At 69.3% G+C, this 21381-nt stretch carries 21 protein-coding genes; 7 read left to right on the top strand and 14 right to left on the bottom strand.

The features are described 5' to 3' along the window. The 3 genes from DPV74_RS25555 to DPV74_RS25565 all read right to left on the bottom strand — a co-directional run. A partial coding sequence (locus DPV74_RS25555; protein ID WP_162923137.1) for a phosphatase PAP2 family protein occupies positions 1–712 on the bottom strand: 712 nt, incomplete at its 3' end. Continuing rightward, complete coding sequence (locus DPV74_RS25560; protein ID WP_059682197.1) at positions 709–2478, bottom strand: bifunctional alpha/beta hydrolase/class I SAM-dependent methyltransferase; 1770 nt, start codon at positions 2476–2478, stop codon at positions 709–711. The genes DPV74_RS25555 and DPV74_RS25560, both read right to left, overlap by 4 nt. A gap of 90 nt (positions 2479–2568) precedes the next feature. After that, a complete protein-coding gene (locus DPV74_RS25565; protein ID WP_027787786.1) occupies positions 2569–3174 on the bottom strand; it encodes a CDP-alcohol phosphatidyltransferase family protein in 606 nt (201 codons plus the stop codon). Positions 3175–3308: 134 nt separating this feature from the next. Between DPV74_RS25565 and DPV74_RS25570 the strand changes: the two genes are divergently transcribed. The 3 genes from DPV74_RS25570 to DPV74_RS25580 all read left to right on the top strand — a co-directional run bounded on the left by DPV74_RS25570 (position 3309) and on the right by DPV74_RS25580 (position 5241). Continuing rightward, positions 3309–3539, top strand: coding sequence for a hypothetical protein (locus tag DPV74_RS25570; RefSeq protein ID WP_155253126.1), 231 nt, complete (start codon positions 3309–3311; stop codon positions 3537–3539). 102 nt (positions 3540–3641) lie between these two features. After that, a complete protein-coding gene (locus tag DPV74_RS25575) occupies positions 3642–4274 on the top strand; it encodes a lysophospholipid acyltransferase family protein (RefSeq protein ID WP_059682194.1) in 633 nt (210 codons plus the stop codon). Positions 4275–4311: 37 nt separating this feature from the next. Further along, on the top strand, positions 4312–5241 hold the full coding sequence (locus DPV74_RS25580) for a phosphatidate cytidylyltransferase (protein ID WP_059695701.1): 930 nt from the start codon (positions 4312–4314) through the stop codon (positions 5239–5241). A gap of 42 nt (positions 5242–5283) precedes the next feature. Here the strand turns inward: DPV74_RS25580 and DPV74_RS25585 are convergent, their stop codons facing one another. The 4 genes from DPV74_RS25585 to DPV74_RS25600 are packed head-to-tail and all read right to left on the bottom strand — an operon-like array spanning position 5284 to position 10401. Continuing rightward, the gene (locus tag DPV74_RS25585; protein WP_119338198.1) at positions 5284–6090 is read right to left on the bottom strand and encodes a topoisomerase IV; all 807 of its coding nucleotides are present in this window, start codon (positions 6088–6090) and stop codon (positions 5284–5286) included. A 60-nt stretch (positions 6091–6150) separates the two neighbouring features. Beyond that, complete coding sequence (locus DPV74_RS25590; RefSeq protein WP_060173848.1) at positions 6151–6819, bottom strand: DUF1266 domain-containing protein; 669 nt, start codon at positions 6817–6819, stop codon at positions 6151–6153. Positions 6820–6832: 13 nt separating this feature from the next. After that, complete coding sequence (locus DPV74_RS25595; protein ID WP_119338199.1) at positions 6833–8053, bottom strand: hypothetical protein; 1221 nt, start codon at positions 8051–8053, stop codon at positions 6833–6835. Then, entirely contained in the window at positions 8050–10401 is a 2352-nt protein-coding gene (locus DPV74_RS25600; protein WP_119338200.1) for a hypothetical protein, read from the bottom strand. The genes DPV74_RS25595 and DPV74_RS25600 overlap by 4 nt, the downstream gene beginning before the upstream one ends. A 219-nt stretch (positions 10402–10620) precedes the next feature. Here DPV74_RS25600 and DPV74_RS25605 point away from each other — a divergent pair, with 219 nt between their 5' ends. Then, a complete protein-coding gene (locus tag DPV74_RS25605) occupies positions 10621–11412 on the top strand; it encodes a response regulator transcription factor (protein WP_059695691.1) in 792 nt (263 codons plus the stop codon). Positions 11413–11483: 71 nt separating this feature from the next. Here DPV74_RS25605 and DPV74_RS25610 read toward each other — a convergent pair whose 3' ends face one another. Then, positions 11484–13313: a methyl-accepting chemotaxis protein gene (locus DPV74_RS25610; protein ID WP_119338201.1), complete on the bottom strand. Its 1830-nt coding sequence runs from the start codon at positions 13311–13313 to the stop codon at positions 11484–11486. A gap of 273 nt (positions 13314–13586) precedes the next feature. Here DPV74_RS25610 and DPV74_RS25615 point away from each other — a divergent pair, with 273 nt between their 5' ends. Further along, a complete protein-coding gene (locus tag DPV74_RS25615) occupies positions 13587–14408 on the top strand; it encodes a carbon-nitrogen hydrolase family protein (RefSeq protein WP_059695682.1) in 822 nt (273 codons plus the stop codon). A gap of 32 nt (positions 14409–14440) precedes the next feature. Here the strand turns inward: DPV74_RS25615 and DPV74_RS25620 are convergent, their stop codons facing one another. Genes DPV74_RS25620 through DPV74_RS25630 form a run of 3 tightly spaced genes read right to left on the bottom strand, consistent with a single transcriptional unit; the run spans position 14441 to position 17451 of the window. Next, positions 14441–14752, bottom strand: a complete 312-nt coding sequence (locus DPV74_RS25620; RefSeq protein WP_059855207.1) for a hypothetical protein — start codon at positions 14750–14752, stop codon at positions 14441–14443. Beyond that, positions 14752–16110: an acyclic terpene utilization AtuA family protein gene (locus tag DPV74_RS25625; protein WP_060206456.1), complete on the bottom strand. Its 1359-nt coding sequence runs from the start codon at positions 16108–16110 to the stop codon at positions 14752–14754. The genes DPV74_RS25620 and DPV74_RS25625 overlap by 1 nt, the downstream gene beginning before the upstream one ends. A 42-nt stretch (positions 16111–16152) precedes the next feature. Continuing rightward, a complete protein-coding gene (locus DPV74_RS25630) occupies positions 16153–17451 on the bottom strand; it encodes a CitMHS family transporter (protein ID WP_060206405.1) in 1299 nt (432 codons plus the stop codon). Between the two features lie 97 nt (positions 17452–17548). Here DPV74_RS25630 and DPV74_RS25635 point away from each other — a divergent pair, with 97 nt between their 5' ends. Then, positions 17549–18445: a LysR family transcriptional regulator gene (locus DPV74_RS25635; protein WP_027787799.1), complete on the top strand. Its 897-nt coding sequence runs from the start codon at positions 17549–17551 to the stop codon at positions 18443–18445. Between the two features lie 49 nt (positions 18446–18494). On the opposite strand, the gene DPV74_RS25640 is transcribed toward DPV74_RS25635, so the two are convergent. Continuing rightward, positions 18495–19079, bottom strand: coding sequence for a flavin reductase family protein (locus DPV74_RS25640; RefSeq protein ID WP_027787800.1), 585 nt, complete (start codon positions 19077–19079; stop codon positions 18495–18497). 134 nt (positions 19080–19213) lie between these two features. Then, a complete protein-coding gene (locus tag DPV74_RS25645; RefSeq protein ID WP_027787801.1) occupies positions 19214–19639 on the bottom strand; it encodes a VOC family protein in 426 nt (141 codons plus the stop codon). A 112-nt stretch (positions 19640–19751) separates the two neighbouring features. On the opposite strand from DPV74_RS25645, the gene DPV74_RS25650 reads away from it, so the two are divergent. Next, complete coding sequence (locus tag DPV74_RS25650) at positions 19752–20642, top strand: LysR family transcriptional regulator (RefSeq protein ID WP_119338202.1); 891 nt, start codon at positions 19752–19754, stop codon at positions 20640–20642. Positions 20643–20657: 15 nt separating this feature from the next. Here DPV74_RS25650 and DPV74_RS25655 read toward each other — a convergent pair. Continuing rightward, on the bottom strand, positions 20658–21381 hold a 724-nt coding region (locus DPV74_RS25655), incomplete at its 5' end, for a hypothetical protein (protein WP_119338203.1).

Raw genomic sequence — 21381 nt, forward strand, 5'->3', positions numbered from 1 at the left:
CGAGCGCGCGGCCGGCCGCGCCCGGCGACGCATCGGCGCCCGGCAGCCGGCCCGCGGCATCGCGCAGCGGAAACAGGAACAGCGCGAGACAGCCGACGGCCGCACCGGTCGGCACGTCGATCGCGTGATGCTGGTAGGTCGTCAGCACCGACACGCCGATCGCCGCGAACCACAGGTGGAGCACGACGCGCGCGAGCGTGCCGCGCACGTGCTTCGCATAGACGACCCACAGCACGACGAGCAGCCCGATGTGCAGCGACGGCGCCTGGTTGAACGGCTTGTCGAACCCCATCAGCAGCGTGAACAGCGCACCGGCCACGCCGCCCGCGTCGGGCCGCTCGAACCCGAAGCGCAGCGGCCACGCGATGAAGCACGCGACCGATACCAGTTGCACGGTCAACAGCCGTTTCACGTGATCGAGCAGGTCGGCGCGGCGCGTCCAGAAGAAGAACGACAGCGCATACAGCAGGTCGATCGACCAGTACGGCACGATCGTCCACGGCACGAACGGGATCGCGTGCTCCCAGCCGAACGCGAAGGTCGGCACCGCCACGCGGCGCGCGGCGAGCCAGTTCGCGAAGCCGTAGGTCGAGAAGAACACGGCGCCCATCACCGCGAGCCAGCCGAGACGCAGCGCGAACGACGCGTCGCGTGCGCCGGCCGCCGACGCCTGCGCCGCCAGGCCGCGCGCGTCGCCGCCGAATTCGCTCATGACGCGTCGACCCGCTGCGCGAGGCTGACCGTGAAAATGCCCATTTCGTCGATCCGCTGGTCGAGCTTGCGGAACCCCGCGCGCGCGACGAGTTCGTCCATCTCGGCCTGCGAGCGGCGGCGCATCACCCAGGTCGCCTCGCCGCGGTGATTGTTCAGTGCGCGCGCGATGAATTCGAGCTGCGGATGCCACGGCTGCCCCGTATAGACGAGATAACCGCCCGGCGGCACGGCCTGCGCGAGCCCGCGCAGCGAGCGCTCGATCAGCGCGTTCTCGCCGAACAGTTCGTAGAGGCCCGACACGATCGCGAGCGTCGGACGCGGCTCGAGCGTCGCGAGCGACGCCTCGTCGAACGCGTCGCCGCGCTCGAAGCGCGCGATCGGCTCGAGGCCGCGCTGCGCGATCAGCACGCGCCCGGCCTCGACGTTCGGCGGGCTGTAGTCGCGCAGCGTGATGTCGTCGGGCGCCGCGCCGTCGCGTTCGGCGGCCGACGCGATCGCGTCGAGCACGTAGCGCCCGTGCCCGGCCGCGATGTCGACGATCCGCACCGGCGTGCCGTGGCCGCGCAGGCGGCCGATCGCCGCGCCGATCAGCTCCTGCAGATGCACCTTGCGCTGGCGGATGCCGACCCAGCCCGGCGAATCGAGATACGTGCGGTCGATCAGCGCACCGACGCCGAGCCGCCCCTGCGCGCGGTTGCGATACACGTAATCGAGCGTCGAGCCCGAATCGAAACCGAGCCGCAGCCCGAGCGCGATACCGTCCGACAGCGCGCCGCCGGCCTTCAGGCCGGCTCGCGTGAGCGCCCAGTACGCACGCGCGAACGCATTCGCGGGCGGGCGGCCGAGCGCCGCGTATTCATCGTGGAACGCACCGCGCCGGTCGGCATCGGCGAGCGACACGCGCGGGCTCGGCGCATCGAATTCGCGCAGCACGAATGCGCGCAGCGGCGCGAGCGCCTGCGCGCGATCGCGTTCGCCGAGCGTGTCGTGATAGAAGCCCGGCAGCACGATGCGCTCCTTGCGCGCGGCGCCGAGGCGTTCGAAGAAGCGGTCCTGCGGGCCGCGATGCACGACCCAGTCGGCGCCCGAGATCAGCAGTTGCGTCGGCACGGTGATCGCGGCCGCATCGGCGACGATCCGCTGCGCGGTGTCGTGCAGGTCGAGCAGCATGTTGACCGCGATCGGCCGCGTGATCAGCGGATCGGACGCATAACTCGCGATCCGCTCGGGATCGTGCGTGAGGAATTTCGGCTTCACGTAGCTGTTCACGTAGAACAGCCCGCGCAGCTTGTGCATCAGCCGCAGGCCCGGCCGCGCGAACGGCACGTAGAGCTTGATGTGAAACGCCGGCGACGCGACCACGAGCGCGCGGATCGGCGGCGCGTAGTCGTGCACCCAGGTGGCCGCGAGCACCGCGCCGACGCTCTGGCCGACCACGGCCATGTCCTCGATCGCGATGCCGTGCGTGTCGCGGATATGTTCGACGAAGGTCTGCAGGTCGCGTACCGACGCGGCCGCGCTCGGGCTGTAGCCGCGTGCGCCGGGCGAGCGGCCGTGGCCGCGTGCATCCCACGCGAAGAACGCGAAATCCGGCAGGTCGAGCTCGTCGACGAGATGCGCAACGCGCGCCGAATGTTCGTGGCCGCGATGCAGCAGCACGATGGCGCCGCGGCAGCGCGGGCCCGTTGCGGGCCAGTGACGATAGAACAGCGTTTCGCCGTCGTGCGTGATGAAGTCGGCCTCGCGGGCCAGGCGTGCGCTCATGCGTTTTCTCTCGTTTCGTTATTCGAATCTTGGTGCGCCGCCCTCCGGCGCCCGGTACCGCCACTGCCTTTGACTGCCTTGACTACCCTTTCAACCGCCCTTTTCCGCGATGCCGGCCTGCACGCGCCGGACCACGGTCACGATCGACAGCACGATCAGCAGCCGCCACAGCCATGCGGCGACACCGCCGACCGGAAACCCGAGCCCGATCCACAGCGCGAACGCGCCGAGGGCGAGCGCGCGGTCGCTCTTGCCGAACGGGCCGTCGTAGCGGCGGCTCACGCCGACCAGCGGGCCGATCAGCCCCGCGCATTCGACGATCACCGCCGTCAGCGCGAACAGCCAGACGTCTGCCGGAGCGAACGCCGGAATCGCGAGAAACGGCAGCACCAGCGCGACATCGGACACGACGTCGCCGAGTTCGTTGAGATATGCGCCGAGCGTGCTTTTCTGGTTGTGCTCGCGCGCGAGCATCCCGTCGATCGCATTGAGCGCCATCCGCACGAACAGCCACAGCGGGATCAGCAGGAACAGCGCGCGGGCAAACACGCCGAGCCCGGCGAGCGCGCCGACGACGATCGAGCCGCCGGCCGCGAACAGCGTGACCTGGTTGGCCGTGACGCCGCGCTCGGCGAGCGAGTTCGCGAACGGGCGCAGACGGTTCTGGAATTTGGGTTTGAGTGCGTAGAGGCTCATCGTTTCGTATTCGTTCTATTCACGCGGCACAGTCGGACACCTTTCCCGCCGCCATGCCCCGGGCGGCGAAACGGCCCTGGACGGCCTTCCATGGACGGCCCTAATCGTCGCCGAGCGGCCCCGATGCGTCAAGCATGCGCCCGGCGCGCAAGCGCGGCGCCAATCTGGCGTTTTTGACGGAAACTCGCGATAATCCGCTGGCCCGAGCGCAGCACGATCCATTCGAACTGCAAACGGGCACTCGTGCAACAGCCGATTATCACGCCGCCGACCGGCGCATTCGCCGCGACGCAACAGCGTGTGGCGGCGAATCGTCCGATTATCGCGGACCTGCGACAGGCAGCCACGAATTTGAAAAAATTTAAACAAGGGCCGTCCGGCGCGCATCCTGCCGCGCCGGCATTCCGGGGTTCCGCCCGCCGCGCATGCGCCGCGGGCCATGCAGGCAGGCAGGAGGCGCGACGCCGATGAACATTCTCAACGTCTGGCAGCGCGACTTCCTGCTGTCCATCGTGCGGCTCGTCGCCGGCGCGTATCCGGTCTGGCATCAGGCGCCGCCGTCCCCCACGCAGAAGATCTACTTCTCGAACCACACGAGCCACATCGACACGCTCGCGATCCTCGCCGCGCTGCCGCGCGACGTGCGCGCGGTCGTGCGGCCCGTCGCCGCGCGCGACTACTGGGACAGCAGCGACGCGAAGCGCCACATCGCGCAGAAGCTGCTGAACGTCGTGCTGATCGATCGCCACCGGGAATCCGGCGGCGACCCGCTCGACCCCGTGCGCGACGCGCTCCGGCAGGGCCATTCGATCATCATCTTCCCGGAAGGCACGCGCGGCGCCGAGATCCTGCCGCAACCGTTCAAGAGCGGGCTGTTCCACCTCGCGACCGAGTTTCCGGACGTCGCGCTCGCGCCCGTCTATCTCGAGAACCTGCAACGGATCATGCCGAAGGGTGCGATCTGGCCGGTGCCGCTGATCTGCAAGGTGCACTTCGGCGCGAACGATGCGCTCGGTGCCCAGGAAGACAAGCCGACGTTCCTCGCCCGCATGCGCGACGCGGTCGTCGCGCTCGCGCCGCCGCAGCGGCCGGCCGGCTGAACACCGCCCTCTCCTTTCCCTTTTCCGGATATCCCCCATGCGAACTCTCTTCTGGGAACTGGTCGCGGGCGTCACGGGCGTGCTCGTCATCGCCACCGTGATCGGCGCGATCCTCGGCGCGCGCAGCGGCGGCACGAGCGCGACCATCGTCAACCTGAACCAGCGCATCCGTGCGTGGTGGGCGATGATCGCGATCATGGTCATCGCGATCAGCCTCGGCAACAACGTCACGTATCTCGTGTTCGCGGTGCTGTCCTACCTGACGCTGCGCGAATTCATCACGCTCACGCCGACGACCGCGAGCGACCACACGACGCTGTTCATCGCGTTCTTCGTCGCGATCCCCGTGCAATACCTGCTGCTCGGGATCAACTGGTACGGGATGTATTCGATCTTCGTGCCCGTGCACCTGTTCTTCGCGATGTCGCTCGTGTCGGCGCTCACGCAGGACACGCGCGAATTCCTGAGCCGCAACGCGAAGATCAACTGGGCGCTGATGGTGTGCGTGTACGGGCTGAGCCACGCGCCGGCCGTGCTGATCCTCGACATCCCGCGCTACACGGGACAGAACGCGCTGCTGCTGTTCTTCTTCCTGCTCGTCGTGCAGATCAGCGACGTGCTGCAGTATGTCGTCGGCAAGCTGTTCGGGCGCCGCAAGATCGCGCCGCAGCTGTCGCCGTCCAAGACGATCGAGGGGTTCGTCGGCGGCGGGCTGCTCGCGACGCTGTGCGGCGCGTCGCTGTATCGCGTGACGCCGTTCAGTTTCGGCGCCGCGTTCGGGATCTCGCTCGCGATCGTGATCGCGGGCTTCGTCGGCGGCCTCGTGCTGTCGGCCGTCAAGCGCTCGCTCGGCACCAAGGACTGGGGTTCGATGATCGCAGGCCACGGCGGAATGCTCGATCGCGTCGACTCGATCTGCTTCGCCGCGCCGGTGTTCTTCCACCTCGTGCGGTATCTGTACGTATGACGCGCGGGCGGCACCGCGCCGCCCGTTCCTTCGCGCGAACGGTCAGTATCCTGCGCGCAACGCCTTCGGCACCACGTAGCGGCCGCGTGCCGCGTCGAACGTCACCGTGTAGCGCGCGTGAATCGCCTTGTCGCCGCGCGAGCCCGTTTCCGTGACCGTCAGCGGATAGACGTCGCCGGTGCCGGTCGTGTCGGGCACGATCGAAAACGTGCGGCTCTCGCATTGCGACTTCGCGTTCCCGCAATCGAGCGACCCCGTGTTGTCGAGCGCTTCGTCGATGCGCGGCGCCGCCTCGACGATCGCGTTGCCGACCGGCAGCCAGATCGATCGCATCGCCATCGTATAGCCCTGCAGCGTGACGCCGTCGCCGATCGTGAAGCCGAACAGGTGCGGGCCGTACCGCTCGATGCGCACCGTACCCGGCTCGCCGCGCTTGCCGGACGCGATATCCGTCTTCGTCACCACCGGCTCGAGCGTCTTGCCGTCCGCCGCGGGCTTCAGCACGTACAGGTCGATGGTGCCCGTCGTGCCGTCCGAATCCATCCCCGGCATGCCGTCCTGCACGGCGGCCTCGGTCTCGCCGCACACCGCGAGCAGATACCGCGGGCCGTCGGCGGTCGCGACGCGCAGCGACCCGCACGGCGAATGAATGAAATCGCCCGCGTCCGACTGCCAGCCCTTGCGGTCCGCGCGCCAGTTGCCGTAGTGGTCGTGGAGGAACGTGCGCAGCAGACGGTCGGCCGCGACCGGCTCGACCGCCTGCGCCGTCGCGGGCAGCACCGTCGCCGGCACCGCACACGCAACGGACAGCGCCAGGCGTCGCAACAGGGGATGAACCGATGAAATCATGTCGGCGTCGGCGGGAACGGAATGCGGTACGCAAAGTAAACGGCTGGCGGCATCGACGCGTCACCGAGGTTGCGCGACCGGTTCGGGATCGAACGCCGCCAGCCCCGGCCATGCCGCCCGCCCCCACACACCGTCCGGTGCAAGCCAGCGCTGCAGCGTGGCGTCGTCGAACGCCTTGCCGAACGGGTCGGCGCGAAACCCGGCCACCCACTGCTTGCGGCCCGCGATATACGCGCTACCGAAATCCGTCCAGCTGCCGAAACAATCCTGCGCGCGCTGCGCGTTGAGCAACAGCACACGCCACGCGGTGTCCGGCTCGGTCCAGCCCATCAGCATCGCCACGCGCGCGAGGAACGCCATCCGCGCACAGGCGAACGCGAGTGCGGCACGCGGGTCGTCGGTCGGCTGCAGCGCATGCAGGTCGGCCCGAAACCATTGCGTCTCGAGCACGCGTGCGAGGTGCGCGCGCGCATCGTCGTCCGTCGCGTCGGTGCGCAACTCCATCTGATGCAGCATCTGCGCGCGCAGGAACTTGCGCGACGTGTCGTTCAGGTGGCTCGTATCCGCATCGTCGAAACCCGAGAACCCGGTCGCCTCCACGTACGGATGCGCGAGCAGCAGCGCCCAGTGCTTGCGGGCGGACAAGGTCGAATGGCGCGCACCGCGCCGGCGGAGGTAGCGCACGATACGCCACAGCACGAACAACGCGACGATCAGCTTGAATGTCATGGTCTTCGCCCCGTCATTCGCCGGCACTGGCGCCGTGCGGCGCGTCATAGCCGGGCCAGCGCACGTTCTCGGTCGCAAAGGCGGGCCGTGCGTCGTCCCGTTGCGCGGACGGCACCGCGGGCGCCAGCGTCGCGCGCACCGCGTAACGCACCGAGCCGGCTCGCGGCGGCCGCGCCTGCAACAGTTCGGGCTGCCGCGCGGCGACCAGCCACTCGACGGTCGGCGTCGGCTCGGCGAGCCGCCCGAACAATTGCGGATGGCGCGCGACGAGCCGTGCTTGCGACGCGGCATCCGTCACGTCCTCGATCCTGCACCACCCCGACGCCGTATGGACCACGCCGAGCGCGATGCAGTCGGGCGGCGTGTTATCCGTCGTCCCCAGCGTATTCAGGCACGCCAGCACGTCGTCGACATAGCGCTCGACCGGCGGCCGGTTCTGCTTGCCCTTGACCTGATCGACGTCGAGGCCACCGTCCGCGCGCATCGCGACACTGATCGTGATGTGCGGCTGGCCGCTCGCGTCCCGGAAGCTCAGCAGCCGCAGCGTGCGCGCCTCGATCGCTTCCGCGTAGCGCCCGCCGTAGCCGCCCGTCAGCGCCTGCCGGTCGGCGAACTGGCCGAGGCAATGGCGCATCACGTAACTCTCGAACGCCATTTCGGCGCGCAGCAGCGCGCTGTCGGGCAGGAATTCGACGAAGCGGCCGTTCGCGGTTTCACACCAGGTGCGCAGCGCATCGGGCTGGCTCTCGCGCCAGCCGCGCGCAATCCGGGCCGCCATCTCCGCATGCTCGCGTTCCCACATCGCGAGCGCCTGCGGGCAATTGACGCGGTCGAGCTTGCCCTCGAGCCCGGTCCCCTTGCGCGACTCGAGAAACTCGACGAGCGTGGTTTCGAGCGCGAGAAGCTGCGGATCGCCCGGGTCGACCCAGACGACGGGCGCCAGCCTGCCGGCGTCGGCCTCGCCGATCGTCTTCGCGTCCGCACCGAAGCGCCGCGCGACCCACGCCGGCGGCGCGGCGTTACCGAGCGCCTGCCGCGCGTCGTCGAGCGACCCGATCGTGCGTGCCGGCTCGAAGTTCGCGACGACGTGCCGGCAGAAATGGTTGAGCAGCCACGCGCGCACCGCGTCGGCATCGCCTCGCGCGGTGCTGCGCGCGGCGATCGCCGCTTTCAGCGCATCGGCGTTCAGCGCGTTGCGCGGCGCATAGCCGGCCCGCCGACCGACGGCCGTCATTGCCAGAACTTCCACCAGCGCTTGCCCGGCGCGGCCGTCGCCGGGCCCGGCGCCGCAGGCGGCGCACCGGCCTCGCTGATCCGCCGCTCGATCACGTCCATCTTCAGGTCGAGCGGTTCGGCGGCGTGCCGGTTGCCGGCGAGCACCCGTTCGTAGAAATATTTCGCGTCCGGCTGGCGGCCCAGTTCGTACGCCGCGTCGGCGGCCCGGAGCAGCACGTTCAGATCGCGCGACGCGTCGGCCTGCGCACGCGCGGCGTCGTACAGCGCCGATGCCTGGTCCGGATGCGACTCCGACATGTGGGCCGCGAACACGAGGCGGGCAATCAGTGCCTCGTCGGGCAACCTGCCGTCGAGCTGGTCGTGCTCGCGCTGCCAGCCGACGAGGCGCTCGAGCCAGATCGGCAATTCGTTGCAGCGATCGACGCGGTACAGCGCGCGCACCACGTCGCGCACGTACCAGTTCGGCTCGTGCCGGCTGTAACCGTATTCGGCGGCGTAGTGCCATAACTGCTCGGCGGCTTCGAGCATCTCTTCATCCTTCTCCTGGCACGCGAGCACGTAGCGCACCCCGTCGTAATGCTCGGCAAACGAACTCGCCGCGATCCCGTTGCGATGCAGGACCAGCGCTTCGTCGTAGCGCTCCTCGCCGCGATAGAGGATCGCGAGGTTGTTGCAGAGCATCGAATACAGGTGCGCGCATGCATCGTACGGATGCCCGTTGCCCGTCTCGAAGAAGCGCTCCATGCAGGCGCGGCCCTGCTCGTACGCGGCGATCTTCAGGCGCTCGAGATCGGCGCGCACCGGCGCCTGTTCCGCAGCCGGCAGCGCGTCGATCGCCTCCTCGGCCCTGTCCTCGATCGAGCACGCGTAGCCGTAGCTCCACAAGCCGCTGCGCAGCGGCGGCGGCGGCAGCTTCATCGCGGCGGCGACACCCAGCGCCCGAATGCGCGCATCGGTCAGCATGAACCCGGTGCGGTTGTCGTACATCTCGCCTTCCTGCGCGGACGCGAGCAGGCGCGCGGCCTGGGTCGTCGTGTCGATGCGGCCGGTTTCGCCGTCGTAGACGGCCGCGAGCCGCGCGATCCACGGATGGCCGGGCGCGCGCCGCAGTGCGACCTCGCGCGCGGCGTCGGCGATCGCGTAGCGCAACGCGTCGCCTTCGAGCGAGCCGAACGCGGCAAAGATCTCGCCATGGGTCGGCGAACGCGCGGCCAGCGCGTCGGGCCCTTCCGCGCCGAGTTCGACGAGCCGCTCGAGCGTCGGCTGGAAACCCGCTGCGCGCATCGCGCACAGCGGCCACCAGACCGACGTGTCGGTCGGCTCGGCCAGGCGCGCATGGATGATCTGCCCGACCCGGTCGAGCATGCTGCTTTCGATCTGGTACACGTGGAAGAACGCCCTGCGCCCTGCCTCGTCGAAACGGCCCGCCTCGAGCAGCCACGGCAGTTCGTATTCGATGAAGTCGTCTCCGCCGTCCGATTCGAGGCTGTGGCGCGCCATCTCGCAACGGGCCAGCGCGCCCGCGAGATCGCCTTGCGCGTGTGCCGCCCGCGCGGCGAGCCGCGCCAGCCTCACCTCGGCCTCGCGGCGAGGCGGCAGCGCCCAGTCGGCAATGCGCGACTCGACGGCCTGGCGAATGGTGTCGAACTGCAACGGCGCGATCTCGATCATCGCCCGGCCGATCCGCAGCCAGTCGTCGGCGTCGATGTCCTGGTCCGCCGCTGCCGATGCCATCGCAGCCACCGCGGCCTCGGCCGCCGCACGCGCGTCGTCGTCCCGGTCGAGACGCCGCAGTGCCCACGCGCGCAGGCATTGCCGGTTCGCCTCGTCCCACGCGCGAAACGTGGCGCGGCCGGCAATCGCGCGGTTCAGCGCATGCCGCAGTTCGATCGCGTCGAGCGCATGCTCCGCGTGGTCGAATTCGAGCGTATCGAGAATGCGGGCGCGGACGTAGCGATCGGCATCGAGCGTCGGCGACGTGCGCAAGACGTCGTGCATCTGGCCGATCGCCTCGGTGACGGCGTCGTTCTCGCCCAGGTGCCGGGCGACCTGCAGCCGGTATAGCGCGAGTTGCATGCGGATGTCGGGCCGCGCCTCGGGCGGCGCCGCGTCGTGCACGCCCGCGCCGTCCTCGTCGAGCACGGCGCGCGCGGCGGCCGGATCGCCGGCGTGCATCCACAGCGTGTGCAGGCGCGCGATCGCGTCGAGCGAATCGGCACGCAACGGCTGCGCACGCAGTCGTGCCGCAAGGTCGCTCTCGCGGCTCGAATCGCTTTCCTCGAGATCGGCTTCGAGCCGGTTCATCAGTGTGTCGAGCGGCTGGCCCGTCAGGGGCATCGCCGTCATATCGATATTGGAATGGGCGTTTGTAGTTGTATTGGCGCTGGGAGTCATCGACTTCTCCATCTCGGAATCGCGATAGCTTATCAGGAGACGGCGACCGTGCGCGGCCTCGCCATTCGCGTCGCCCGGCGTTACGATCTCGTTCTTCATCCCCGGACAGGTCGATGCGCACGATGCGACGGCGCGACGCGCGCCGACCGGTCCCGCCGACCCGGAAACCGCATGAACCTCACCTTGCAGGATGTCGCGTGGCATCGTTCGGTCGGGCGGCTCATCGAGTCGCTCGACCAGCCCGGCTTCTGGCTGGCGCTGATCCGGCTGATCGAGGAATACGTCGCGGTCGACAGCTGGGTCGTGCTGACCTTCGGCGACGGCCGCCCGCAGGTGTTCGCCGAATGCCCGTACGAAGGCGGCGGCCCCGACCCGCTGTTCCGCGACTACGTGCAGGGCCTGTACCAGCTCGACCCGTTCTACATCGCGAACCGCGACGCGCCGAGGAGCGGCCTGTTCCGGCTGTCGGACGTCGCGCCCGAATGCTTTCGCGATACCGAGTACTACACGCTCTATTTCACGCACAACGTCGTCGAGGACGAGGTGCAGTTCAACGTCGTGCTCGACGATGCGCGCACGCTGTGCCTGTCGCTCGGCAGCAAGCGGCGCTTCAGCCCCGGGCAGGTTGCACTGCTCGACCTGATCCGGCCGTGGGTGGCCGGGCTGATGCGGCAGCGGCTCGCGTTCGAGCCCGCCTCCGCGGAGCAGGCGCCGCCGCGCCGGGCCGGCGCGCACGATGGCTTCGAGCAGGCGATGGCGCGGCTCGGCACGCCGCTCACCGCGCGCGAACTCGACGTGATCCGGCTGATCCTCAGCGGCCGCTCGAACAAGGAAGTCGCGAACAAGCTGTCGATTTCCGCCGAAACGGTCAAGGTGCATCGACGCAACATCTACGGGAAGCTCGCGATCAATTCGCAATCGGAACTGTTTTCACTGTTCCTGAAGGCGCAGACCGACGGATAGCGCGCTCCGTCGCGCCCGTTTTCGCTCCCCTGCCTGCATCTTTGCGGCGGCCTTCGACGGCCGCGGCCGGATCATGCCGATGCCGTCGCGCCCCGGTGCGAACCCGCGAGCTTGAATTCGCCGACCGTCTGCGCGAGCTGAGCCGCCTGCTCGCGCAACAGCGCGGCGGCCGCAGCCGACTCCTCGACGAGGGCAGCGTTCTGCTGCGTCGAGTGATCGAGCTGCGACACGGCCTGGTTCACCTGCGCGATCCCGGTGCTCTGCTCGTTCGCCGCGACCGTCATTTCCGCGATCACGCTCGTGATGCCGCGCACGCCCTCGACGATCTCGTCCATCGTCGTGCCGGCCGTCTTCACGAGCCCCGATCCGCCTTCGATCTTCTCGACGGACGACTGGATCAACTGCTTGATTTCCCTGGCGGCCACCGCGCTGCGTTGCGCGAGCGTGCGCACCTCGCCCGCGACGACCGCGAAGCCTCGCCCGTGCTCGTGCGCGCGCGCCGCCTCGACGGCCGCGTTCAACGCGAGGATGTTGGTCTGGAACGCGATGCCGTCGATCACGCCGATGATGTTCGAGATCTCGGCCGACGCCTTCGTGATCTCGTCCATCGTCGCGACCACCTCGCTCACCACCTCGCCGCCGCGTACGGCAACGCCCGACGCCGATTCCGCCAGCCGGCTCACCTGCGTGGCCGCGTCGGCCGAATTGCGCGCCGTGCCGGCGATCTCCTCGAGCGCCGCCGCGGTCTCCTGCAGGCTCGATGCCGCGTGTTCGGTGCGGCTCGACAGGTCCTGGTTGCCCTGCGCGATCTCCGCGCTCGCCACGCTTACGGATTCGCTGAATCCGCGTATCTGCAGCAGGATCGCGCTGATCTTTTCGGCGAACAGGTTGAAGGCCCGCGCGATCTGCGCGGCCTCGTCGCCGCCGTCGGCCGGCAGCCGCTTCGTCAGGTCCCCGCTCCCGCTCGCGACGTCGGTCAACGCGTCGCGCACGAGCAGCACGCGCTTGAATGCCGCGTTCGTCAACGCGCCGACGAGTGCCGCCGCGACGCAGGCGACGACGAGGATCGCAATGAGCGTCGTCGTCGCGACGGCGCGCATGCCGGCCGTCACGTCCGACCGGTCGAGCGCCATGACGAGCGACCAGTCCGTCCCGGCGATCGGGCGCGCGCGGAGCAGCTTGGTCACGCCGTCCACGTCGATCGCCACCGGTTCGGTCGCCGTCTGCAGGCCGGCGAGACGCTCCGGCGTCAGTTCGGGCGACAGCTCGGCGGCCGGCTTCATGATCAGATCGGTCTTGGCGCCCGCGATCAGGCGCCCGCTCTTGTCGACCAGGAACGCGAAGCTCGACGGCGTCGGATGCATCGACGCCACGATCGCGCTCGCGCGCTCCATGTAGAGGCTCGCCGCGAGCACGCCCTTGAGCGTGCCGCCGCGAACGATCGGGGCGGCGAACGCGAACGCGGGCTTGCCGGTCGACGCGTCGCGGTACAACGCCGTGACGACGAGCCGGCCGGCGTCGACCGCCTGCCTGAACCACGGGCGTGCGGTCGGATCGTAGCCGGCCGCGAGCGGGACGTTCGAATACGCGGTGCGATCCGGCAGGCCGAGCGTGAGCACCTGGAAACCGCCCGATTTGCCGAGCAGCGTCAGCGCCGGCAGCGGATCGCCTTCGCCCGGCGTCAGCGTGTCCGCGAGCGCCTGGGTCTGCTGCGCGCGGCTCGCGACCCACTCGTCGAGTGCGAGCGCGTGGCCGGTCAGGACGGACTGCAGGTTCTGGTCGATGGTCGTGTCGTTGTGCTGCTTGACGACGTAGTACACAAGGCCGCCTGTCACGGCCAGGGCCGTGACCACGATGGCGACGCAGGTCGCCAGAATCCGGGCGCGAATCGATGACAGCATGATGACGTTGATCTCCGGTTGCCGCGTTGTTTTCGGTTGGTCAAATGGGCACTCAACCGTCCTTAACGACCGCACGCGATGCAACTTGAGGTTCGACTGGTCAGACCGGCAAAAAAAGTTGAGCCCAGGCCGGCGACAGTACGCGGGATCAATACCCCTGACGGGTTAACACGCCGGCGGGATGGGAAAACCGGCGGTTCGGCGCATACTCGGGCGTTCCGACGTCCAACGTTGCGGAGCCGGCCGCGCCGGCCTCGCCCACCGAAATCGCCCATGAAACTGAAGCTCGACATCGTCCAGCTCGCCGGTCGCGACGGCGACACGCACTACAACCTGCAGCGCACGCTCGAAGCGATCGCGACCTGCGCACCGGGCACCGACATCGTGATGTTTCCGGAAGCGCAGCTCACCGGCTTCCTCGATCCGTCGAACCTGGCCGAATGCGCCGAGCCGCTCGACGGCCCGAGCGTCGGCGCGGTCATCGCGGCCGCACGCGCGCGCGACGTTGCCGTCGTGGTCGGGCTGATCGAGAACGACGGCGGCCGCTTCTACAACACCACCGTGTTCGTCACGCCGGACGGCATCGCGCTGCGCTACCGCAAGACGCACCTGTGGGTGAGCGAGCACGGCGTCGTGCTGCCCGGCGACCGCTACGCGACGATCGAATGGCACGGCGTGCGGATCGGCCTGCTGATCTGCTACGACAACGAATTCCCCGAAACCGGCCGCGCGCTCGCCGAACTCGGCGCCGAGCTGATCCTCATCACCGACGGCAACATGGAACCGTACCGCCCGGTCCACCGCACGTCGGCAACGGCGCGGGCGATGGAGAACCAGGTGTTCACGGTGGTCGCCAACCGCGTCGGCGGCAGCACGCACGACGTCGTGTTCGCGGGGGGCAGCCTCGCGGCCGATCCGTTCGGCAACCTGATCTTCGAGGCCGGCAACGGCGAATCGCGCCACGCGATCGAGCTCGATTTCGACCAGCTCGCCGCGTCGCGCGCGGTTTACGACTATCGCAGGGACCAGCGCCTGCATATCGCCGGCGAACGTATCGAGCATGCGGACGGGCTTCGCGAGTTGCTGATTCCGTGACGGGGGCTCGCCCGCCCGGGCGGAGCCGTCCGTCACGCCGGCTCCGGCACCTCGATCGCCAGCAGCGCCGAACTGACCGACTTGCCGTGCGCGTCGAGCGCGAGCGAGCGCGTGACGCCGCCACCGAGCGCATCGCGCAGCACGAAATTGAATGCCCCGAGCGCCGGCAGTTCGTACCGCACGACGTCGCCGTGCACGATACCCGCGAGCCACGCCTTCACCGCATCGGCATCCAGGTGCGTGCGCAGATGATCGTAATGGCGCGGATCGCGGCAAATCACCGACACGTTCAGCGTATTGCCCTTGTCGCCGGTGCGCGCATGCGCGAGTTCACGCAGTTGCATCATGCCTCCACGAATGAAAACGACGGCGTCACGGCCGCGCGCGGCAGCAGCACCGACTGCACGGCGATCACCTCGCGCGTCGACTTGAACGCGCCGCCGCCGCCGGCCGGCCCGTTCGTATAGAGCGTCTCGACTTCATTGCCGATCCGCGCCGCTTCGCCGGCGCTCGCCGCGCGGCCGGCCACCCGCACACGCACCTCGGCCGGCTCGCCGCGCACGGCCGGCGTCGCGTCGCCATACAGCGCATCGACGCCGATCAGGTCGAAGCGCAGCTCGGTCGCGGCGACGCCGGTCAACGCCAGCCGCTCGCGGACGATCCCGAGCGCGAGACGCGCGCGTTCGAGCGCGCCCGGGCCGCCGTACGAGATCTGGCCTTCGCCGATCCAGCCGTCGACATACGCCACCGACACCTTGAGCGTGTCGGGCCGCGCCGTGCCGCGCCCGCCCGTCACGCGCACGCGGTCCGCCGCCTCCTCGGCGACGGTGACGTGCGTGAAATCCGCGACGACGTCGGGCTGCAGGTACCGCGCCGGATCGTGTATCTCGTAGAGCAGCTGTTCCTTGCAGGTCGCCGCGCTCACGCGGCCGCCCGCGTGCGGCACCTTGGTGATCACGACCGAGCCGTCCGCCGCGACTTCGCCGATCGGAAACCCGAGCCGCGCGAGGTTCGGCACGTCCTTGTAGCCGGGGTCGGCGAAATAACCGCCCGTCACCTGCCCCGCGCATTCGAGCAGGTGGCCGACGACCGTCGCCGCCCCGAGCGTGTCCCAGTCGTCCATCCGCCAGCCGAACGCGTGGATCAGCGGCGCGGCGAACAGCGACGGATCGGCGACGCGCCCGGTCAGCACGACGTCCGCGCCGGCCGCGAGCGCGTCGACGATCGGCGCGGCGCCGAGATACGCGTTCGCGGACACGATGCGGTCGCGATAGGCGGCGACGTCGTCGCCCGATTCCTCGAAGCGGAACGCGCCGCGCAGTACGACGTCGAGCACGTCGTCGCCTTCGACGGCCGCGACCTTCAGCCCGGCGACGCCGAGCGATTGCGCGATCCGTGCGGTGCGCCGTGCGGCCGCCCGCGGATTCGCCGCGCCCATGTTCGACACGATGCGCACGCCCTTCGGCACGGCAACCGGCAGCACGGCGCGCATCCGCGCGTCCAGCAGCGGGTCGTAGCCGAGCGACGGGTCCTGGCGCCGCGCCTGCTGCGCGATCGCGATCGTGCGCTCGGCCAGGCATTCGAAGACGAGATAGTCGAGCTGCCCGTGTTCGGCCAGCTCGACCGCGGGCTCGATCCGGTCGCCCGAGTAGCCGGCGCCCGCGCCGATGCGCACGCGCCGTTCAGGTTGCTTTGCTGTCATGTCCATACCGTCGTCGTCCGGCGGGTGGGCCGCCGGTGAAAATCAAAAGATGCCCAGCACGACGCACGCGATCGTCATCACGATCGACGCGCCGAACAGCAGCGGAAACGTGAACTTCTGGTGCTCGGCCAGCTCGATGCCGCACAGGCCGACGACGAGGAAGGTCGCGGGCGTCAGCGGGCTGACCGGGAAACCGGTGGTCATCTGGCCGAGCAGCGCAGCTTGCCCGACCTGCACGGCCGGCACGCCGAGCTGGCCGGCCACCTCCGCGATCACGGGCAGCACGCCGAAGTAGAACGAATCGGGATCGAACAGCATGCTCAGTGGCATCGACGCGAGGCCGAGCGCGACCGGGATGTGGCCGGCCATCGACGGCGGCACGAAGCCGACCGCCGCCTGCGCCATCGCCTTCAGCATCCCGCTGCCCTGCATGATCCCCGTGAACACGCCGGCCGCGAGCAGGATGCCGGCCATCATCAGCGCCGCGCGCGCATGCGCGTCGATGCGCTTCCTCTGCATGTCGACGTCCGGGTAGTTCACCATCAGCGCGATGCACAGCCCGACCATGAACATGATCGCCGGCGGGATCTTCTCGCCCATCACGACCATCGTGCCGAGCACGACGAGCGTGAGCACGAGGTTGAACCAGAACAGGTGCGGCCGGCGCAGCGCCTGTTCGTCGGGCGTCAGCTCGCGGGTCGGCAACGGAATCGTCGCATCGTCGCGCGACAGGCCGAGCCGCTTCTCCTCGCGCCGCCCGAGCCAGTACGCGACGCCGAACACGAACACGAGCCCGATCGCCTGCACCGGGATCAGCGGATTGAACAGCGCCGACACCGGCAGATGCAGCGAAGCGGACGCGCGGATCATCGGCCCCGTCCACGGCAGGAAGTTGATGCCCGCGGCCATCGACACCGCGGCGGCCAGCACGCGCCGGTCCATCTTCAGCCGGTCGTACAGCGGCAGCACGGCCGGAATCGTCACGAGGAAACACACGGCGCCCGAGCCGTCGAGGTGGATCAGCAGCGCGAGCAGCGTCGTGCCCATCACGATGCGCGTGGGCCGCGTGCCGACCGCGCGCAGGATCCGGTCGATGATCGGGTCGAGCGTGCCGGCGTCGGTGATCGTGCCGAAATAGAGGATCGCGAACACGAACATGCCGACCACGGGCGCGAGGCCCTTCAGCCCGTCGACGACGAACTTGCTGGTGTGCAGCCCGAAGCCGCCGATCAGCGATGCGGCGATCGGCACGATGATCAGCGCGACGAGCGGCGACATCCGCTTCGACAGAATCGCGGCCAGCAGCACGACGATCGTGCCAAGCCCGAGTAACGGCAGCATCCGTGTCTCCTACCTTGTCTTTTGTTGGAGACGAGCGTAAGGTCGGCGCAGCGATAGCACAATTGAAATGATTTGATCGCAGCAATCACGAACCGTTATGGATCTGAATCTTCGCGACATTCGCGCGTTCGTCACCGTCGCGCACGCCGGCAACTTCACGCGCGCCGCCGCGCGGCTGCACCTGTCGCAGCCGGCGCTGACCGTGCAGATCCGCCGGCTCGAGGAAATCGTCGGCGCGCGCCTGTTCGACCGCAACAGCCGCAGCGTCGCGCTCACGCAGACCGGGCGCGAGCTGCTGCCGCTGCTGCAGCGTTCGCTCGACGACATGGAGCGCGTGCTGCGCGACGCGCGCGCGCTCGGCGAAGGCACGAGCGGCACGGTGCGGCTCGCGTGCCTGCCGACCTTCGCGTCCAGCGTGCTGCCGGAGCTGATCCAGTCGTTCCGGCGCGACGTGCCGCGCGCGGGCTTCGAGATCCGCGACGGCGTCGCGAGTCTCGTCACCGCGCTCGTGCGCAACGAGGAAGCCGATCTCGGACTGACGGGCGGCGACACGTTCGATGCGTCGCTGGAGGTGCTGTATGCGGGCGCCGACCGGCTCGTCGCCGTGTGCCCGAAGGATCATCCGCTCGCGCGCAAGCGCCGCGTGAGCACCGCCGATGTCGCGGCCGTGCCGCTCGTGCTCACCGCGCAGGGCACGAGCGTGCGCAGCGTCGTCGATGCCGCGCTGGACGCGGCCGGCTGCACGCCCGACATCGCGTGCGAGCCGACCTACATGATGACGGCCGTCGCGATGGTGCGCGGCGGGCTCGGCGTGACGATCCTGCCCGCGACCGCGCGCGAGGTGCGCGCCGAGCCCGAGCTGGTGGCGAAGCCGATCGACGATCCCGCGTTCGTGCGGCCGATCGCGCTCGTCACGAAGCGCGGCCGCACGCTGCCGCGCGTCGCGCAGGCGTTCGCGGAAACCATGCTGACGGAATTGAAAAAGCGCGCGTGAACCGCGCGCCCGGATCGGGACAGCCCGCCCGCGTGATGCCGGGTTCGGCTTACTTCACGTCCGGATCGACGTGCAGCGATTCGCCGATCGCATAGAAATTGCCGCCCGCGATGTAGTGCAGGCTGCGCAGTGCCGGATCGGCCGATTCGAAATACCAGTGACCGTCGCGGAACACGCGCGTGTCGGACCACGCCGCGACGACCTCGCCGATGAACAGGTCGTAGGTCTGCTGGTTGTGCGGCTCGGGAACCAGCCTGCACGCGAGCCAGCCCGAGCAGCCGGCGACGAACGGCAGGTCGTGGCCTTCGACGTCGAACAGCGTGACGCCCGCCTCGCGCAGCTTGTCCGGACGCTCCGCGAGACTGTGGCTGCCGACCGCGTGCGTGAGCTGCAGTTGCGCGGCCGTCGGCACCTGGATCACGAACGTGCCGCTGCGCTCGACGAGCTCGCGCGTCTTCGCGGACTTGTCGAGCACGACCGTCAGCTTCGGCGGCAGGAAGTCCAGCGCGCACGCCCACGCGGCGGCCATCACGTTGTCGACGCCGTCGTGGCGGGCCGACACGAGCACGGTCGGGCCGTGGTTGAGGAGACGGTAGGCTTTCTTCAGCTCCACCGGAGCGATGTGACTGTCCATACGGATTCCCTGGAGAACGGCGCGCACGGACGGAAGCCGTGCGGCGCGCGGCGCCGGCCGGTGCGCAGGTGCGCAGCCGCGCCGAAGGCCGCATTCTCGCACCCAATTTCAATCGGTGCCGACAACGCCGCCGGTCACTTCGCGAACAACTGGCCGATATCGCGGAACGCCTTGAATTCGAGTGCATTGCCGCACGGATCGAACAGGAACATCGTCGCCTGTTCGCCGACCTGCCCCTGGAAGCGCACATACGGCTCGATCACGAAGGTCACGCCGAACGATCTCAGCCGCTCGGCCAGCGCTTCCCAGCTCGCCCAGTCGAGCACGATCCCGAAATGCGGCACCGGCACGTCGTGACCGTCGACCGCGTTCGTATGCGCGCTTTCCTGCGATGCGGTCTTCGGATGCTCGTGGATCACGAGCTGATGCCCGTAGAAGTCGAAGTCGACCCACTGCGCGCTCGAACGCCCCTCCGCCAGCCCGAACACACGGCCGTAGAAATCGCGCGCGGCCGCCAGGTCGTAGACCGGGATCGCCAGGTGAAACGGGGAAAGACTCATGGTTGCCTCGTGATGGAACGCTCGCGTGGCGCGAGGACGGCACCATGGTAGTCAAGGTCGATCGAAAATCAAATCAATATATAGTTTCGTCATTCACAAACGGAATTGATGAATGATCCGCGAACTGAAAACCCTCGTCGCCGTCGCCCGGGAAGGCACGTTCGCCGCGGCCGGCCACCGTATCGGGCTCACGCAGGCGGCCGTCAGCGCGCAGATGCAGCGTCTCGAAGCCGAGCTCGGCTTCGCGCTGTTCGACCGGCAGGGCCGGTCGGCGCGGCTCAACGAAATGGGCCATCACGTGCTCGGCCAGGCGCAGGCGCTGCTCGGCATGTATGAGAACCTGAGCTCGACGGCCCCCGGCTCGCCGGCCGCGGTGCGCGTGACGATCGGCGCGATCGCGTCGGTGCAGAGCGCGCTGCTGCCGGCCGCGCTCGCCGATTTCCATCGCCGGCATCCCGCGTGCCGCACGCGCGTGATACCGGGGCTGTCGATCGAGCTGGTCAACCGGGTCGACGCGGGCGAGATCGACATGGCCGCGATCATCCGGCCGCCGTTTTCGCTGCAGAGCGACCTGCACTGGACGACGCTCGCGCAGGAACCGTTCCGGCTGATCGTGCCGCGTGGCGTGAAAGGCAAGGACTGGGCCGAACTGCTCGCGCGCGAACCGTTCGTGCGATACGACCGCGCATCGTTCGGCGGGCGCCAGGTCGATCGTTTCCTGAAAAAGATGCACCTCGCGGTGCGCGACACGTGCGAGCTCGACGAGCTCGACGCGATCGTCAAGCTCGTCGGGAACGGCGTCGGCGTCGCGATCGTCCCGCAGACCGCCGTCTATCGCCGCTGGCCGGCCGACGTGCGCGCGATCGACCTCGGACACCATACGTTCCACCGCGACATCGGGCTCGTGCACCGCGCGCGGCGGACGATGTCGGAGCCGGCGCAGCAGCTCGCGCAACTGATCGAAGCGGCGTCACGACGGCGCGCGCCGCCGCAGGCGGCATAGCGCCGACGTCGTCGGTCAGCGCCGCCCGGCCGCCCAGTCGACCGCCGCATCGAACAGCGCGACACCGGCCGGCGACAGGTTCGCGAACGTGTCGTTGTCGAGGAAGAACATCACGCGGCGCGCCGGCGCGAGCGCTTCGTAGTCCATCGTCGCGCCCTTCTCGTACGCGAAGATCGCGGCCTTGTCGGGTTGGCCGTACACGGTCGCGATCGTGATCGCGCCGAGCCCCGGCTTGCCCCAGCTCATCGGCGCCTGCTTGCCGTACACGCTGGTCGCGCCGGCCGGCAGCCCGGCCGAGATCGGGTGCGGCGCATTGACGAGCCACAGGTAGCGTTCCTTGCCCGTTTCGCCGAAGTCGACGTCGTGACGCTTGCCCGTCATCGCGAGATCGTCGAGCAGGTCGTTTTCCCACGTGACGAGCGGCTTGTCGAGCGTGCGCCAGCCGGGCCGCACGTTCTTCGACGACACCGTCGACGAGATCACGACGAGGTCGGCGTCGCGCGCCGCGTCGGGCGTCGAGGACTCGTCGATCAGGCGCACCGCGTAGCCGCGTTCGCCGAGATGCTGGCCGATGCGTTCGTCGACCTTCAGGTTCGGGCCGCGCAGCTGCACGAGCATCGCGACGCGCGTGACGGCCTGCGGTGCATCGGCCGCCCGCGCGGGAGCAGCCACCCCCGCCCCGAGGCCCAGGCCCGCGCCGATCGCGAGCACCGAGGCCGCGATCGCGCGCAAGGCGCGG

The organism is Burkholderia sp. HAN2018 (genome assembly GCF_024704855.1).
GTDB lineage: Bacteria > Pseudomonadota > Gammaproteobacteria > Burkholderiales > Burkholderiaceae > Burkholderia > Burkholderia cepacia.

Coding starts and splice junctions, on each gene's coding strand:
- DPV74_RS25560 (WP_059682197.1), bottom strand. CDS start 2,478: ATGAGCGCACGCCTGGCCCGCGAGGCCGACTTCATCACGCACGACGGC.
- DPV74_RS25565 (WP_027787786.1), bottom strand. CDS start 3,174: ATGAGCCTCTACGCACTCAAACCCAAATTCCAGAACCGTCTGCGCCCG.
- DPV74_RS25570 (WP_155253126.1), top strand. CDS start 3,309: ATGCGCCCGGCGCGCAAGCGCGGCGCCAATCTGGCGTTTTTGACGGAA.
- DPV74_RS25575 (WP_059682194.1), top strand. CDS start 3,642: ATGAACATTCTCAACGTCTGGCAGCGCGACTTCCTGCTGTCCATCGTG.
- DPV74_RS25580 (WP_059695701.1), top strand. CDS start 4,312: ATGCGAACTCTCTTCTGGGAACTGGTCGCGGGCGTCACGGGCGTGCTC.
- DPV74_RS25585 (WP_119338198.1), bottom strand. CDS start 6,090: ATGATTTCATCGGTTCATCCCCTGTTGCGACGCCTGGCGCTGTCCGTT.
- DPV74_RS25590 (WP_060173848.1), bottom strand. CDS start 6,819: ATGACATTCAAGCTGATCGTCGCGTTGTTCGTGCTGTGGCGTATCGTG.
- DPV74_RS25595 (WP_119338199.1), bottom strand. CDS start 8,053: ATGACGGCCGTCGGTCGGCGGGCCGGCTATGCGCCGCGCAACGCGCTG.
- DPV74_RS25600 (WP_119338200.1), bottom strand. CDS start 10,401: ATGACGGCGATGCCCCTGACGGGCCAGCCGCTCGACACACTGATGAAC.
- DPV74_RS25605 (WP_059695691.1), top strand. CDS start 10,621: ATGAACCTCACCTTGCAGGATGTCGCGTGGCATCGTTCGGTCGGGCGG.
- DPV74_RS25610 (WP_119338201.1), bottom strand. CDS start 13,313: ATGCTGTCATCGATTCGCGCCCGGATTCTGGCGACCTGCGTCGCCATC.
- DPV74_RS25615 (WP_059695682.1), top strand. CDS start 13,587: ATGAAACTGAAGCTCGACATCGTCCAGCTCGCCGGTCGCGACGGCGAC.
- DPV74_RS25620 (WP_059855207.1), bottom strand. CDS start 14,752: ATGCAACTGCGTGAACTCGCGCATGCGCGCACCGGCGACAAGGGCAAT.
- DPV74_RS25625 (WP_060206456.1), bottom strand. CDS start 16,110: ATGACAGCAAAGCAACCTGAACGGCGCGTGCGCATCGGCGCGGGCGCC.
- DPV74_RS25630 (WP_060206405.1), bottom strand. CDS start 17,451: ATGCTGCCGTTACTCGGGCTTGGCACGATCGTCGTGCTGCTGGCCGCG.
- DPV74_RS25635 (WP_027787799.1), top strand. CDS start 17,549: ATGGATCTGAATCTTCGCGACATTCGCGCGTTCGTCACCGTCGCGCAC.
- DPV74_RS25640 (WP_027787800.1), bottom strand. CDS start 19,079: ATGGACAGTCACATCGCTCCGGTGGAGCTGAAGAAAGCCTACCGTCTC.
- DPV74_RS25645 (WP_027787801.1), bottom strand. CDS start 19,639: ATGAGTCTTTCCCCGTTTCACCTGGCGATCCCGGTCTACGACCTGGCG.
- DPV74_RS25650 (WP_119338202.1), top strand. CDS start 19,752: ATGATCCGCGAACTGAAAACCCTCGTCGCCGTCGCCCGGGAAGGCACG.